This is a genomic window from Extibacter muris, from assembly GCF_004345005.1.
Lineage (GTDB): Bacteria > Bacillota > Clostridia > Lachnospirales > Lachnospiraceae > Extibacter > Extibacter muris.
In genome coordinates, this window is record NZ_SMMX01000001.1 from 71,541 (window position 1) to 85,483 (window position 13,943).

The following is a 13,943-nucleotide window of genomic DNA, read 5'->3' on the forward strand; positions in this document are numbered from 1 at the left end:
ATATATGTTAGTTGTTAAGAAATTCGGCGGCAGTTCTGTTGCCAACAAAGAAAGAATATTTAATGTGGCGCAGCGCTGTATCGAAGATTACAAAGCAGGAAACGATGTCGTCGTCGTACTCTCGGCTATGGGGGACACGACAGACAATCTGATCGAGATGGCAGAAAGCATCAATCCAAATGCCAAGAAAAGGGAGATGGATATGCTGCTCACCACAGGCGAGCAGGTGTCGGTGTCGCTGATGGCGATGGCGATGCAGGCGCTGGATGTTCCGGCGGTATCGCTCAATGCTTTCCAGGTGATGATGCACTCTACATCAAGATATGGCAATGCCCGTTTCAAACGTGTAGATACGGAGCGTATCCTCCATGAGCTGGATTCGAGAAAGATAGTGATTGTGACCGGTTTCCAGGGAGTGAACAAGTATGATGATATCACGACGCTTGGAAGGGGAGGTTCGGATACGACCGCAGTGGCGCTGGCCGCTGTCCTTCACGCGGATAAGTGCGAGATATATACAGATGTGGACGGCGTGTACACCGCCGATCCGAGGATTGTCAAAAATGCCAGAAAGCTGGACGTCGTGACGTACGACGAGATGCTTGAGCTGGCCAGCCTCGGGGCAAAGGTGCTTCACAACAGGTCTGTGGAAATGGCAAAAAAATATAATGTAGAATTAGTAGTAAGATCCAGTCTGAACCGTTCAGAGGGAACTGTAGTCAAGGAGGCTTCACATATGGAAAAAATGTTAGTGACAGGCGTAGCTGCCGATAAGAATACAGCAAGAATCTCCGTAATCGGGGTGCAGGATAAGCCGGGAATCGCATTCAATATCTTCGATACGCTGGCGAAGAGCAATATCAACGTAGATATCATACTGCAGTCCGTAGGTCGTGAGGGTACGAAAGATATTTCATTTACAGTCGCAGACAACGATCTGGAAAATGCAATCAAAGTGCTGGAAGAGAATAAAGACAGGCTTACGATACAGCAGATCACATGGGAAGAAGAGGTTGCAAAGCTGTCGATCGTAGGTGCGGGAATGATGAGCAATCCGGGAGTTGCGGCAAAGATGTTTGAATCGCTTTACAACTCCAGAATCAATATCAATATGATTTCAACATCAGAAATAAGGATTACGGTGCTTGTGGACGAGAAAGATATCGATCAGGCCATGGTTGCGGTGCATGACGGATTCGCGGTGAATGATTAGGCACCGGATTTGACATTGTCATTAATAAAACCGGTAATTAACTGTTTGTGTTCTCTGGAAAGTGTGCGGAGCTTCGTGATGATATCCAGTTCTTCCTCAGTGAGATAAATAGAATTACCGGTATTTTTATCTATAGAAAGCGTATAAGGAATCTTCTGTTCTGCAATCGAACCGGCAGCAGCCAGGTCAGGAGAAGGAAGGCAGCCGAGTACGAGGCCGTCCAGATTGACATTATAAAATCCAGCCAGATACAGAAGAGAATCCAGGTCAGGGGTACGCTTGCTCGTCTCATAGTTCGAGTAGGCCTGTCTGGATATGTTCAGCATCTCGCTCAGATCCTTCTGGGTCAGATTCTTTTGTTTCCTCAGATACCGTAAATTATTGGCCAGTTGAATGTTTGGCATGACAGCTAACCTCCCAAGTAACTTTACTTGTTAGTATAGCAATTTGTCCAATAAATAGATATCTATGCACCGAAACGTTGCCGATGTCTGAAAAGCAACGATGGGTTGCGTATATTACAGTCTGCTCAGCGTGCTGTTGTGGTATCTGCCGGAAAAGGTGACATCGTCCCCAAACCATTCCGGAGGGGCAAATGAGGCGGCGGCCTCTTCATCCGGAAATTCTACTTCTGCGAGCATGAGCGGAGCAAGGCTGCCTTCAAAAATATCCAGTTCAATCGTGAGAGAGCCGGCATACGGAATCATATAGCGCCTTTTCTGTATGAGACGTCCGTCGATCTTATCCAGAAGATGCTCATATGCGTCTTTCGTGAGGGGAAGGTTATATTCTTCCCGGACCATCAGGCCCTTTGATTTGTACGTCAGCTCGAACTTGTCGTTGTCCCGCCGGATACGTACGACAGGGTCTGTATTCAGATATCCCTGTTCAATGATACGGCATGGGTATCCGGTCAGATCGCCGGGGAGCTCATCCACCAGAAATTTACGTTCTATTTCCATATATTGCACCACCTTCATTTTTATAGTTATGATAATATAGTTTCAGGAAAATGTAAACGTATTTGCTTTTTTACACGTTGTTTGTTAATATTTATTCATAATGGCTTTACAGGGCCGTGCAGGGGTTTTCAAAATCAGTAAGGAGGAATTTGATGAAGAGAGTAAGCGTTATACTGGCAGATGGGTTTGAAGAGATCGAGGCACTTACAGTCGTAGACCTGCTCAGGCGGGCAAAGATATATGTGGACACGGTATCTGTTACGGATGAATATATCGTACACGGGGCGCACGGAATCAATGTCCAGACGGAAGATCTGTTTGACGAGGTAAACTTTGTGGAGTTTGATATGATCGTGCTTCCGGGCGGGATGCCGGGAACCCGGAACCTGGAGGAGCACAATGGAGTGCGCCGGGTCGTGAAAGACTTTATCGAGGAGGGCAAGACCGTGGCTGCCATCTGCGCGGCGCCGACCATACTCGGCAATCTCGGGCTGCTCAAAGGCAAGCGGGTGACGTGCTACCCGACGATGGAGACGAAGATCCAGGGAGCAGTCCTTACAGGGGCTCCTGTAACGGTGGACGGCAATATCATTACCGGACGCGGGGCGGGAACGGCTATCGATTTCGCTCTTAAGATTATCGAACAGCTTATGGGCAAAGAGAAGGCCAAAGAGATTGCAGAGTCTATCGTCTATGAATAAGATTGCAGAGGGTTATAATATGAAGAAATGTCTGAAACCGCTGCTGCTTGTCTTTCTCTGCATCACGCTGGCAGCCGGCAGTACCGGGTGCGGGCGTGATTTTGACGCGTCCGGATATGTCAAAGGCGTGCTGGACCTGAATTTCCAGGGACAGACGGAGAAGGCCCTAAAGATGATAGACGGCTCTACGGCGGAGTCTTTGAAAGCGCAGTACAAGGAATTTATAGATACATTTGTGGCCAACAATATCACGAACGAGATCGACATGGGGAATCTGAAGACGAGCCAGTTCGCCGAGCTTGTGGCGAAGATATTTTCCGTGATGCGCTACAGCGTCGGAGAGGCGGACAAGACCGGGAAGAAGGAATATGAGGTTCCGGTGGAGATCCAGCCATCGGACGTATTTATCCGTTTCCAGCAGCTTTTGACCGAGGACTCTTTAAAGATTGCCCAGGATGTGAAGGACGGGGTGTACAAAGGAACGGATGAAGAGGTTCAGCAGCAGATACTGAACGATATCGTCAACCACGCATATGAACTGCTGGATGTGGCGACTTCCGAGATGGAGTTCCAGGACGCGAAAACAGTCATAGTGAAGGTAAAAGCAGATAAGAGAAATGAGTATTCCATTGACGGAGATGATATGGACAACCTTGTCATAAAAATACTTAGGCTAGATGAAATTCAAGGCTAGATATTTAGAGAGGTTTGTGTTATACTTCTTTAGTGAATGTAATGTAGCATGCCCATCTTTCCGGCGGTTGAAAGGCGGGACAGAAACAGGAGGAAATAGTAAAAATGAGTCTACAGGTAGAAAAGTTAGAAAAAAACATGGCAAAACTTACCATCGAAGTTCCTGCCGATGATTTAGAGAAAGCGCTTCAAAGTGCATATATGAAGCAGAAGAACAAGATCAACATGCCAGGATTCCGCAAGGGAAAAGTGCCGCGCCAGATGATCGAGAAGATGTACGGTGCAGAGATATTTTACGATGACGCGGCGAACGAGCTGATTCCGAAGGCATATTCTGATGCATATGAAGAATGTGAGCTGAACATCGTGTCCCAGCCGGACATCAATGTCGTCCAGATTGAGAAGGGCAAGCCATTTATCTTTACGGCAGATGTGGCTACAAAGCCGGAAGTTACGCTCGGAGAGTATAAGGGGCTGGAAGTAGACAAGATTTCCACACGTGTGACACAGAAGGAAGTAGATGCCAAGATCCAGGAAGAGGCGGAGAAGAATGCAAGGACCGTTGCAGTGGAAGACCGTCCGGTACAGGATGGGGATGAGGTCATCCTCGACTTTGAAGGATTTGTAGACGGCGTTGCGTTTGAAGGCGGCAAAGGCGAGAACTATCCGCTGACCATCGGCTCCAACTCTTTCATCCCCGGATTTGAGGAGCAGCTCGTAGGCGCAGAGACTGGCAAGGAGATAGAGGTCAATGTGACATTCCCGGAGGACTATCACGCAGAAGAGCTGAAGGGGAAAGAAGCCGTATTCAAGTGTACGGTGCACGAGATTAAGGCAAAAGAGCTTCCGGAGATTGACGATGAATTCGCAGCGGAAGTATCCGAATTTGACACATTAGAAGAATATAAAGCTGACGTCAAGGCAAAAATCAAAGATGAGAAAGCTGCGGAAGGCAAGACGAAGAAGGAAGACCAGGTAGTCGAGCAGGCGGTCAAGAATGCCGAGATGGAAATCCCGAAGGCTATGATCGAGACACAGGTAAGGCAGATGGCCGATGACTTTGCACAGAGAATCCAGTCACAGGGATTATCCATGGAGCAGTATTTCCAGTTTACTGGCATGACGGCAGAGAAGATGCTGGAGGAACTGAGGCCTCAGGCTATCAAACGCATCGAGACACGTCTCGTTCTGGAAGCGATAGCCAAAGCCGAGAACATCGAAATCAGCGATGACAAGATTGACGAAGAGCTGGCGAAGATGGCCGAGTCATATAAGATGGAAGTCGATAAGCTGAAAGAGTTTATGGGCGAAAATGAAAAGAATCAGATGAAGGAAGATATGGCTGTACAGGAAGCAGTGACATTCCTCTTGGAGAATGCTGTAGAGAAATAGTCATATCACATAGTCAGGAGGAGACGAATACATGAGTTTAGTACCTTATGTCATTGAACAGACCAGCCGCGGAGAACGCTCCTACGACATCTATTCAAGATTATTGAAAGACAGGATTATATTTTTAGGGGAAGAGGTAACAGACGTATCCGCAAGCGTGGTAGTGGCCCAGCTGTTATTCCTGGAAGCAGAAGACCCGGAGAAGGATATCCATCTGTATATCAACAGCCCGGGAGGTTCCGTGTCAGCAGGCCTGGCCATTTATGACACGATGCAGTATATCAAGTCTGACATAGAGACGATCTGTATCGGCATGGCCGCAAGCATGGGCTCCTTCCTTCTTGCAGGAGGGACCAAAGGAAAGCGGCTGGCTCTGCCGAACGCAGAGATTATGATCCACCAGCCGTCAGGCGGTGCACAGGGACAGGCAACTGAGATTCAGATTGCAGCGGAACATATTTTAAAAACCCGTCAGAGGCTGAACCAGATTCTGGCGGAGAATACGGGACAGCCGCTGGATGTTATCCGCATCGATACTGAGCGTGATAACTTCATGTCTGCGGAGGAAGCGAAGGCTTACGGGCTTATCGATGAAGTCATCAAGAACCGTTAAGGAATAGCGGAATGTCCCAGAGAGGTGAAAGCATGGCAGGAAAGAACGACGATCAGGTGAGATGCTCGTTTTGCAACAAGACACAGTCACAGGTCCGCAAGCTGATTGCAGGTCCGAACGGGGCTTATATCTGTGATGAGTGTATCGATGTATGTGCAGAGATTATTGAAGAAGAATTTGAATATGATGACAGGAGGCACTGGAACCCATTTGCCGATATTAATCTTCTGAAACCGGAAGAGATCAAGGAGTTCCTCGATGAGTATGTCATCGGCCAGGATGAGGCGAAAAAGGTATTGTCTGTAGCTGTCTACAACCACTATAAGCGGATTATGGCGCAGAAAGACCTGGGGGTGGAGCTCAACAAGAGCAATATCCTCATGCTCGGGCCGACGGGGTGCGGCAAGACGCTGCTTGCCCAGACGCTCGCCAAGATATTGAATGTGCCGTTCGCCATCGCTGATGCGACTGCGCTCACAGAGGCAGGTTATGTGGGAGAAGATGTGGAGAACATTCTTCTGAAGATCATCCAGGCTGCCGACGGAGACGTCGAGCGGGCAGAGTACGGCATCATCTATATCGATGAGATTGATAAGATTACGAGAAAGTCCGAGAACCCTTCCATCACAAGAGACGTATCCGGTGAAGGCGTGCAGCAGGCACTGCTCAAGATTATCGAAGGGACGGTTGCCAATGTGCCGCCTCAGGGAGGAAGAAAGCATCCGCATCAGGAACTGATACAGATTGACACGACGAACATCCTTTTCATATGCGGAGGCGCATTTGAAGGGATTGAAAAGATAGTAGAGAACAGGATAGACAAGAAAGCGATAGGATTTAACGCAGATATAACGGAGAAGCATGAAAATGATGTGGACCGTCTGCTGAGCCAGGTTCTGCCGCAGGATCTTGTGAAATATGGAATCATTCCCGAGCTTGTCGGGCGTGTACCGGTGACGGTGGCACTCCAGATGCTTGACAAGGAAGCGCTCATGCGTATCCTTACTGAGCCGAGAAGCGCGATAGCCAAGCAGTACCAGAAGCTGCTCGAGCTGGACGGCGTGGATCTCATCTTCGACGAAGAGGCGCTGGAAGAGATAGCAGAGACATCGCTGAAGCGCAAGACAGGAGCCAGAGGGCTGCGTGCGATTATGGAGAATGTCATGATGGATATCATGTACCGCGCTCCGTCAGACGAGACATTGAAGACATGCCGAATCACAAAAGAAGTTGTAAAAGGAACCGGAGAGCCGGAGTGTGAACACACTGCCGTCAGATCGGAAAGTGCTTAATAAAAAGGCGGGTGCAGAATCAGTTTTGTGCCCGCTTGTTTTAAATTGTCAAAGGGGTCAGACCCCTATGCACCATAGGGGTCTGACCCCTTTCAAAATAGGAGAAATTGTATGACAAATGAAGTGAATAGTTTACCGATGGTTGCCCTGCGTGGTATGGTCGTATTGCCTGGAATGGTTACTCATTTCGACGTCAGCAGGGAGAAGTCAATTGAAGCAATTGAACATGCGATGCAGGAAAATCAGAAGATTTTTCTGACAGCTCAGAAAGATATTGAGAAAGAGAATCCGGGTATGGATGATATCTGTACCGTGGGCTGCATTGCATCGATCAAGCAGATTGTAAAATTACCGAAGAAGATCAGCAGGATTCTGGTGACGGGGGAAACGCGTGCCAGGATGGACTGTATGGAATATGATGAACCGTATCTGCGTGCAGATGTTGTCGCAGTGGAAGATATCGACAACTCGATGGAAGCGGTAGGTGCAGAAGAGAATCCGCTCAATATGGAGGCGATGCTGCGGGGGCTTAAGGACCTGTTCCGGGAGTATCTTCCGCGCAACCCGAAGCTCTCCAAGGATCTGGCGCTTCAGATGGAGGGAATCAAAGACCTGCGTATGCTCGTAGATGAAGTCGCCGCGAATATGCCGCTTTCGTGGGAGCATGCCCAGGAACTGCTGGAGGAGCCGGATGTGCTGAAACGCTATGACAAAGTCGTGGGCAGGCTCGTCAGCGAGATTCAGATCTTCAATATCAAAGAAGAGATCCAGGCGAAGGTAAAAGAGCGGGTGGATAAAAACCAGAGGGAATATATACTGCGGGAGGAGATGAAGCTCATCCGCGAGGAGTTAGGCGACGACAATACGATGTCGGACGCGGACGAGTTCCAGGAGGCGGCAGATAAGCTGAAGGCACCTGGTGAAGTGAAGGAAAAGCTGAACAAGGAAATCAAGCGGTTCAAGAATACGATGGGCAACCCTGCTGAGACAGGCGTCGTCCGCACATATATCGAGACGCTTCTCGAGATGCCGTGGGACAAAGTATGCAAGGACCACAAGGACATCGCATATGCGAAGGAAGTGCTGGATGAGGACCACTATGGCCTGGAGAAGGTAAAGGAAAGAGTGCTGGAATTCCTCGCCGTGCGTGCGCTGACTAAAAAGGGCGATACGCCGATACTCTGCCTTGTAGGCCCTCCGGGCACCGGCAAGACGTCCATAGCGAAATCGCTCGCCAGGGCGTTGAAGAAACCGTACGTGAGAGTCTCCCTCGGCGGGGTGCGCGACGAAGCCGAGATACGGGGGCACAGGAGGACGTACGTGGGTGCCATGCCGGGAAGGATCGCCACCGGGCTCAAGTCTGCGGGTGTCAAGAATCCGCTCATGCTGCTGGACGAGATAGACAAAGTGAGCAATGATTACAAGGGAGATACATTCTCCGCCCTGCTGGAAGTGCTGGACAGTGAGCAGAACGCGAAGTTCCGTGACCATTATATTGAAGTGCCGGTGGACTTGTCAGAAGTGCTGTTCGTGACGACTGCGAATACGCTCCAGACGATACCGAGGCCGCTTCTGGACCGCATGGAAGTCATCGAAGTGAGCAGCTACACAGAGAATGAGAAAATGCATATCGCCATGGAGCATCTCCTGCCAAAGCAGCTGAAACGGCATGGATTGAAACCGGAGCAGCTCACCGTAAGCAAGAGGGCAATCTGGAAGATGGCGAGAAATTATACGAAAGAGGCAGGCGTACGGCAGCTGGAGCGTAAGCTCGGCGAGATATGCCGGAAAGCGGCCAGAGAAATCCTGGAGACGAAGAAGAACGCGGTCCATGTCACAGAGAGGAACCTTCATCTTTACCTTGGAAAAGAACTGTACACGTACCAGATGGCGAATGCGTCAGATGAAGTCGGTATCGTACGGGGCCTCGCGTGGACGAGCGTTGGAGGCGACACGCTCCAGATAGAAGTGAATATCATGCCGGGAGAGGGCGAGATACTGCTTACCGGGCAGCTCGGTGATGTGATGAAAGAGTCCGCAAGGACCGGCATCAGCTATATCCGTTCCGTCAGCGGGGAATACGACATAGAAGAGTCTTTCTTTAAAGAGCATGACATACATATCCACATACCGGAAGGAGCAGTCCCAAAAGACGGCCCGTCCGCCGGTATTACTATGGCGACGGCGATGATATCTGCTGTGACGGCGCGCAAGGCAAGAGCAGACGCCGCCATGACAGGAGAGATTACGCTCCGGGGCCGCGTGCTTCCAATCGGCGGGCTGAAGGAAAAGCTGCTGGCAGCCAAGAACGCCGGCATCCGGACGGTGATTATCCCGCAGGAGAACCAGGTGGATCTGGAGGACATCTCCTCAGAGATTACGAAAGGCCTTGAGATACTGCCGGTATCCCATATGAATGAAGTGTTGAAAATAGCGTTGGCGTAGCAGCCGATGACAGTAAAGAGGAATAGATATGATTATCAAAAATGTTAATTTAGAGACTGTATGTGGGATTACGAGCGTACTGCCGGATAACGCACATCCTGAAATCGCTTTTTCAGGGAAGTCGAACGTGGGGAAATCATCGCTCATCAATGCGCTGATGAACCGGAAGTCTTACGCAAGGATATCAGCTACGCCGGGCAAGACACAGACGATCAATTACTATAACATCAATGACGAGCTGTATCTGGTCGATCTTCCCGGCTATGGATATGCGAAGGTGTCCGAGAAGGAGAAGATCAAGTGGGGGCAGCTTGTCGAGCGCTACCTCCACAGTTCCAGACAGCTGAAGGCAGTGTTCCTGCTCATCGATATCCGCCACGAACCGTCCGCCAATGACAAGATGATGTACGACTGGATCGTAGGACAGGGGTATGAGCCGATTATCATCGCCACGAAACTGGATAAGATCAAGCGCAGCCAGTTAGAGAAGCATATCAAGATGCTGAGGACCGGGCTTAAGCTTCTTCCGGGGACGAAGGTCATCCCTTTCTCTTCCATGACGAAACAGGGAAGAGACGAGATATGGGAACTGGTCGAGACAGAATATATCGGCGGGCAAGAGGTGGAATGACAGATGAAGACAGATTTTAAGGATCAGCTCCACGACGAGAGGCCTTACTGGAAGGTGATAGTAAGCCTTGCATTCAGTCTGCTTGGAACAGCGCTGTTCGTGTTCCTCGGCGCCAGGCTGCTCGTGTTCTTCATGCCCTTTGTCATAGGCTGGTTTATCGCATATATTGCAAGTCCGGTTGTCAACTGGCTGGAGCGGCGGCTGAAGATTGTGAAGAAGCTCGGCTCCGCCATCATTATCATAGGCGTCCTCGCCGGCCTCGTATTTCTCATATATTTTGCGGGAAGCAGGCTCTGGCGGGAAATCGTGGCATTGATCCAGAACATGCCTGACTTGTATCAGCAGCTGGAAAGCGGCCTCAGTGATATCGGTAAGACGCTGGAGGGCGTATTCACCGTGCTGCCAAAAGGCATACAGAACGGCTGGCACGCCATGGTCAGCAATTTGGACAGCACGATGGGAGATCTGATTGGAAGATTCAGCGAGCCGACCGTCGCTGCGGCGGGTAATTTTGCAAAGAAGATACCGTCCGTACTCATTGCCACTATCGTCACGGTCATATCCGCCTATTTTTTCATCGCAGACAGGGATGCTGTCATCGCATGGTCCAAGAAAATAGCGCCGGATCCGGTTGTACGCCGGATGAGCATGGTGATAGACAATCTGAAGTATGCGGTGGGCGGATATTTCAAGGCCCAGATGAAGATAATGGTCGTCGTATTTGGGCTTCTCCTTATAGGATTCGTGCTCATGGGAGTGCATTTCCAGATTCTCCTTGCGCTGCTCATTGCATTTCTGGATTTCCTGCCGTTTTTCGGGACAGGAACCGCACTGATACCGTGGGCGCTGTATAAGTTCATGGTAGGCAACTATAAGCTTGCTATCGCGCTGATGGTGCTCTATGCGGTGACGCAGCTCGTCCGCCAGCTCATCCAGCCGAAGCTCGTTGGCGACAGCATGGGCCTGAATCCACTTGTGACGCTCGTGCTGCTCTACGTAGGCTATAAAGTGGGAAGCGTGCTCGGCATGATCTTCGCGGTGCCGATAGGGATGATTGTCATCAATCTCTTCCAGGCGGGAGCCTTTGACTATATACTGGATGATGTGAAAATACTTCTGGAAGGCATCATGAGGCTGAGAAACGAATAGGCATGACTGGTAATTTACAATAATTACCAGTTATTTTGATTCAGAAGCTGCACTGTCCGTTTTGTGATAATGATTACGAACGGAGTGTATTTATTGAATATAAAAAAGCCTTGGAACATGCCGGGAAAAAGGACAGCTACGACTGGAAGCATGAGACGGGGGAATGGAGTACAGCAGAGAAAGATGGGGATACCGTATACATATGTCCTTCCTGCGGAGGGGTGATAGAGGCCGAAAACCATCTATGGGGCGGATGCCCAGAGGGCGGCAGATGACATCTTTGATACGGAAGGGTACGGCAGCGGAGGAAGGGAAAGATGGAATCCTGCTGCTCGTGAGCATGGACGACCGGGACTGGTCACTCACCACCCACGGAGCGGCTATTGATGTATTCATGGATTACCGGCTGGACAAAATCAGCAGCCATATGCTGGCATACCTCAGCAAAGCTGCATATTACGATGCCTTTGACACATATCTGCATGACGTGGAGTATTATCTGGAGGACAATGCGTCAAGGAAAGATGCAGGGACGCAGGAAGGCACGTCACCTCCGGGAGCGCCCGCACAGGAAAGCACGCCAGCTGCAAACGGCTGGACATGTGCGTGTGGTCACAGGGATAACAAAGGGAAATTCTGCCCCGAATGTGGAGACCGGTTTGACGAGAATGATATACAGTAGCTTATGTCAGATATAGCGGTAGTCTTTCCGTTTCTTGTAGAAGAAATAGACGGACAGGAAGACAGTCATGCACTCGGCGGCGGGTACGGACAGCCAGATGCCGTTTACACCGATAAGATACGGCAGCACCAGTATGTTCGCCACGATGAATACGAAGGTGCATACGAAAGAGACGGCCGCTGATATCTTCCCGTTGGAGAATGCGGTAAACATCGCGGATGCGAAGATATTGATACCGGCAAAGATATAGTTGAACGAGAAGAGGAAGAATCCGCTTCGTGCTATCTCGTATGTCTTCGTTCCCGCAGGCGTAAAGATTTCCACGATATACGGAGAAGCCCATATACATCGCATTGAACAGGAACTGCCCGTACAGCACGATCGTGATTGCTGCCACGCCTGGTTCGCCGAGGAACTTGAGCATCATGATATTGAACAGATACGTTACGACAGCGGCGGATATATTTGTCACCATCTCCGAAGAGCCGTTCAGGCAGCTTTCGATGATGACAGAGCCCCGGAACTTTGGCTTGGTAATGTGCAGGGAACCCTTTACAAAGAAAAAGTAAATAAATCCCGATGCTGCAGGTACAAGCTGGCCGATACCGGTGGCCAGGGCAGCCCCGCCGATACCCATCTGAAGCGGCCCCATGAAGACATAGTCCAGGACCATGTTGGCCAGTCCGCCTCCGATAGTGAGCAGAAGCCCCAGATTCGGCTTGCCCGCGGTTACGAAGAACGTCTGGAAGAGCAGCTGCAGGATACAGGCCGGCGCGAGGAACAATGACACGCTGAGGTAGCTGACCGCGTCCGCAAGCAGCACATCTGTCGCGCCGAGCATTCTTGCAATCGGCTCTATGAACAGGTTGCCGGCAGCCATGATTACGAATCCTGCCGCAATCCCGACGATAATGAGCAGCGAAAAGTCTTCGCGGGCTTCTTCCGAGTTATTTTCACCGAACTTCCTAGCTATGATGGCACTTCCCCCTGAAGCAAGCATGACACCGACCGCTATGACAAGGTTCAGAACCGGATATACAATGTTGGCGGAGGACAGAGCGTTCGTTCCGAGCAGCCTGGAGATGAAGATACCGTCTACGATCGTATATAGGGACATGAACACCATCATAATGATAGTGGGAGCCGCAAAGCGAAGCAGAGAGAAAAACTTGAAATCTTTTGCAATTGAATTCGACATATGAATCCTCCTTCCTGATTAACGTGCTGCAATAAATTATCTGAGTTGTGTTTTTACCCGACAATTGTTATGATAAGGTATAGGGTAACCCGATAGTCAAGAGGAGATTATAAATATGGCAATAATAAAGAAAGAAAGGTATCTGACGACCGGAGAGTTTGCACGGCTGACTGGAGTGACGAAGCACACGCTGTTCCACTACGACGCCATCGGGCTGCTCTGCCCGGAGGTGAAGCTCGACAACGGATACAGGTACTATACATTTTCTCAGCTCGATATATTTGAGATCATATTTTCGCTGAAAGAGCTGAACATGCCCCTGCAGGAGATCAAGGCGTATGTGGATGGCAGGACCCCGGAGAGCCTTCTGAAGCTGTTCGAGCGGGAGAATCTTATCATCGAAGAACGGATGCAGAAGCTCCGCCAGATGCAGCGCTGGATGAAGGAGAAGGCAGACTGCATCCAAAGCGGAATCTCTGCGCCGCCGGAGGATATCCGCGTGCGGCATGAAGAGAAGAGGTACATGGTACTGTCCGGAATCGAAAGCAGCGATGAGATGGGATGGAGCATAGAGATTGGGAAATTCCTTGACTATTGCGAGGAGCATGGAATCAGAAGCCCGTATGGCATCAGCTGCCGGCAGAATCTGGCCGATATCATGGAAGGAACGTATGACAGCTACCGGACGCTGTACCAGCTGCTCTCGGCAAAGCCGAAAAAGGTGGCATACGAAGTGCGCCCGGAAGGTGACTATGTAACAGCCTACCATAAAGGGAGATGGCAGGATATCGGAATGGCATACAGAAGGCTTGTCCGGTATGCACAAGACAACAGGATAGAGCTTTCAGAGCACTTTTACGAAGACTATCTTCTCGACGGCCTGACCGTGCAGCGGGAAGAGGACTACCTGACTAAGATTATCTGCATGGTCCGCTCAGCTTAAGCAGATCCTCCCTCCCGCCCGCATCCTGC

Annotated in this window: 14 protein-coding genes and 1 pseudogene; 12 read left to right on the forward strand and 3 right to left on the reverse strand. The window is 50.1% G+C overall.

Annotated elements, in window-relative coordinates:
* Positions 1 to 4: 4 nt before the first annotated feature.
* Positions 5 to 1,213: an aspartate kinase gene (locus E1963_RS00305; RefSeq protein WP_132273816.1), complete on the forward strand. Its 1,209-nt coding sequence runs from the start codon at positions 5 to 7 to the stop codon at positions 1,211 to 1,213.
* Here E1963_RS00305 and E1963_RS00310 read toward each other — a convergent pair.
* The gene (locus E1963_RS00310) at positions 1,210 to 1,617 is read right to left on the reverse strand and encodes a helix-turn-helix domain-containing protein (protein WP_132273818.1); all 408 of its coding nucleotides are present in this window, start codon (positions 1,615 to 1,617) and stop codon (positions 1,210 to 1,212) included. The genes E1963_RS00305 and E1963_RS00310 overlap by 4 nt on opposite strands.
* Before the next feature lie 114 nt (positions 1,618 to 1,731).
* The gene (locus tag E1963_RS00315; protein ID WP_132273829.1) at positions 1,732 to 2,175 is read right to left on the reverse strand and encodes a CYTH domain-containing protein; all 444 of its coding nucleotides are present in this window, start codon (positions 2,173 to 2,175) and stop codon (positions 1,732 to 1,734) included.
* A gap of 152 nt (positions 2,176 to 2,327) precedes the next feature.
* Between E1963_RS00315 and E1963_RS00320 the strand changes: the two genes are divergently transcribed.
* The 10 genes from E1963_RS00320 to E1963_RS00360 all read left to right on the forward strand — a co-directional run bounded on the left by E1963_RS00320 (position 2,328) and on the right by E1963_RS00360 (position 11,773).
* A complete protein-coding gene (locus tag E1963_RS00320) occupies positions 2,328 to 2,876 on the forward strand; it encodes a DJ-1 family glyoxalase III (RefSeq protein ID WP_066578421.1) in 549 nt (182 codons plus the stop codon).
* Positions 2,869 to 3,570: a hypothetical protein gene (locus tag E1963_RS00325; protein WP_201271974.1), complete on the forward strand. Its 702-nt coding sequence runs from the start codon at positions 2,869 to 2,871 to the stop codon at positions 3,568 to 3,570. Before E1963_RS00320 ends, E1963_RS00325 begins: the two co-directional genes overlap by 8 nt.
* 104 nt (positions 3,571 to 3,674) lie before the next feature.
* Positions 3,675 to 4,961, forward strand: coding sequence for a trigger factor (gene tig, locus E1963_RS00330; RefSeq protein ID WP_132273832.1), 1,287 nt, complete (start codon positions 3,675 to 3,677; stop codon positions 4,959 to 4,961).
* Between the two features lie 31 nt (positions 4,962 to 4,992).
* Positions 4,993 to 5,574, forward strand: a complete 582-nt coding sequence (clpP, locus tag E1963_RS00335) for an ATP-dependent Clp endopeptidase proteolytic subunit ClpP (protein ID WP_049727434.1) — start codon at positions 4,993 to 4,995, stop codon at positions 5,572 to 5,574.
* Positions 5,575 to 5,606: 32 nt separating this feature from the next.
* Entirely contained in the window at positions 5,607 to 6,866 is a 1,260-nt protein-coding gene (clpX, locus tag E1963_RS00340; protein ID WP_132273834.1) for an ATP-dependent Clp protease ATP-binding subunit ClpX, read from the forward strand.
* A gap of 111 nt (positions 6,867 to 6,977) precedes the next feature.
* Positions 6,978 to 9,311: an endopeptidase La gene (gene lon, locus E1963_RS00345; protein WP_132273836.1), complete on the forward strand. Its 2,334-nt coding sequence runs from the start codon at positions 6,978 to 6,980 to the stop codon at positions 9,309 to 9,311.
* Between the two features lie 28 nt (positions 9,312 to 9,339).
* Complete coding sequence (yihA, locus tag E1963_RS00350) at positions 9,340 to 9,942, forward strand: ribosome biogenesis GTP-binding protein YihA/YsxC (protein ID WP_132273839.1); 603 nt, start codon at positions 9,340 to 9,342, stop codon at positions 9,940 to 9,942.
* A gap of 3 nt (positions 9,943 to 9,945) precedes the next feature.
* Complete coding sequence (gene ytvI / locus E1963_RS00355; protein WP_132273841.1) at positions 9,946 to 11,091, forward strand: sporulation integral membrane protein YtvI; 1,146 nt, start codon at positions 9,946 to 9,948, stop codon at positions 11,089 to 11,091.
* Positions 11,092 to 11,126: 35 nt separating this feature from the next.
* Positions 11,127 to 11,366, forward strand: coding sequence for a hypothetical protein (locus E1963_RS19525; RefSeq protein ID WP_167482076.1), 240 nt, complete (start codon positions 11,127 to 11,129; stop codon positions 11,364 to 11,366).
* Entirely contained in the window at positions 11,363 to 11,773 is a 411-nt protein-coding gene (locus E1963_RS00360) for a TPM domain-containing protein (RefSeq protein WP_167482077.1), read from the forward strand. The genes E1963_RS19525 and E1963_RS00360 overlap by 4 nt, the downstream gene beginning before the upstream one ends.
* A 6-nt stretch (positions 11,774 to 11,779) precedes the next feature.
* Here E1963_RS00360 and E1963_RS00365 read toward each other — a convergent pair.
* Positions 11,780 to 12,971: pseudogene (locus E1963_RS00365) on the reverse strand (MATE family efflux transporter).
* A gap of 115 nt (positions 12,972 to 13,086) precedes the next feature.
* Between E1963_RS00365 and E1963_RS00370 the strand changes: the two are divergent.
* Entirely contained in the window at positions 13,087 to 13,914 is an 828-nt protein-coding gene (locus tag E1963_RS00370) for a MerR family transcriptional regulator (RefSeq protein ID WP_132273847.1), read from the forward strand.
* Positions 13,915 to 13,943 lie beyond the last annotated feature (29 nt).

What these genes read in the sequence shown, in the direction of transcription:
- E1963_RS00305 (WP_132273816.1), top strand. Translation starts at nt 5, where the DNA reads ATGTTAGTTGTTAAGAAATTCGGCGGCAGTTCTGTTGCCAACAAAGAA.
- E1963_RS00310 (WP_132273818.1), bottom strand. Translation starts at nt 1,617, where the DNA reads ATGCCAAACATTCAACTGGCCAATAATTTACGGTATCTGAGGAAACAA.
- E1963_RS00315 (WP_132273829.1), bottom strand. Translation starts at nt 2,175, where the DNA reads ATGGAAATAGAACGTAAATTTCTGGTGGATGAGCTCCCCGGCGATCTG.
- E1963_RS00320 (WP_066578421.1), top strand. Translation starts at nt 2,328, where the DNA reads ATGAAGAGAGTAAGCGTTATACTGGCAGATGGGTTTGAAGAGATCGAG.
- E1963_RS00325 (WP_201271974.1), top strand. Translation starts at nt 2,869, where the DNA reads ATGAATAAGATTGCAGAGGGTTATAATATGAAGAAATGTCTGAAACCG.
- tig (WP_132273832.1), top strand. Translation starts at nt 3,675, where the DNA reads ATGAGTCTACAGGTAGAAAAGTTAGAAAAAAACATGGCAAAACTTACC.
- clpP (WP_049727434.1), top strand. Translation starts at nt 4,993, where the DNA reads ATGAGTTTAGTACCTTATGTCATTGAACAGACCAGCCGCGGAGAACGC.
- clpX (WP_132273834.1), top strand. Translation starts at nt 5,607, where the DNA reads ATGGCAGGAAAGAACGACGATCAGGTGAGATGCTCGTTTTGCAACAAG.
- lon (WP_132273836.1), top strand. Translation starts at nt 6,978, where the DNA reads ATGACAAATGAAGTGAATAGTTTACCGATGGTTGCCCTGCGTGGTATG.
- yihA (WP_132273839.1), top strand. Translation starts at nt 9,340, where the DNA reads ATGATTATCAAAAATGTTAATTTAGAGACTGTATGTGGGATTACGAGC.
- ytvI (WP_132273841.1), top strand. Translation starts at nt 9,946, where the DNA reads ATGAAGACAGATTTTAAGGATCAGCTCCACGACGAGAGGCCTTACTGG.
- E1963_RS00360 (WP_167482077.1), top strand. Translation starts at nt 11,363, where the DNA reads ATGACATCTTTGATACGGAAGGGTACGGCAGCGGAGGAAGGGAAAGAT.
- E1963_RS00370 (WP_132273847.1), top strand. Translation starts at nt 13,087, where the DNA reads ATGGCAATAATAAAGAAAGAAAGGTATCTGACGACCGGAGAGTTTGCA.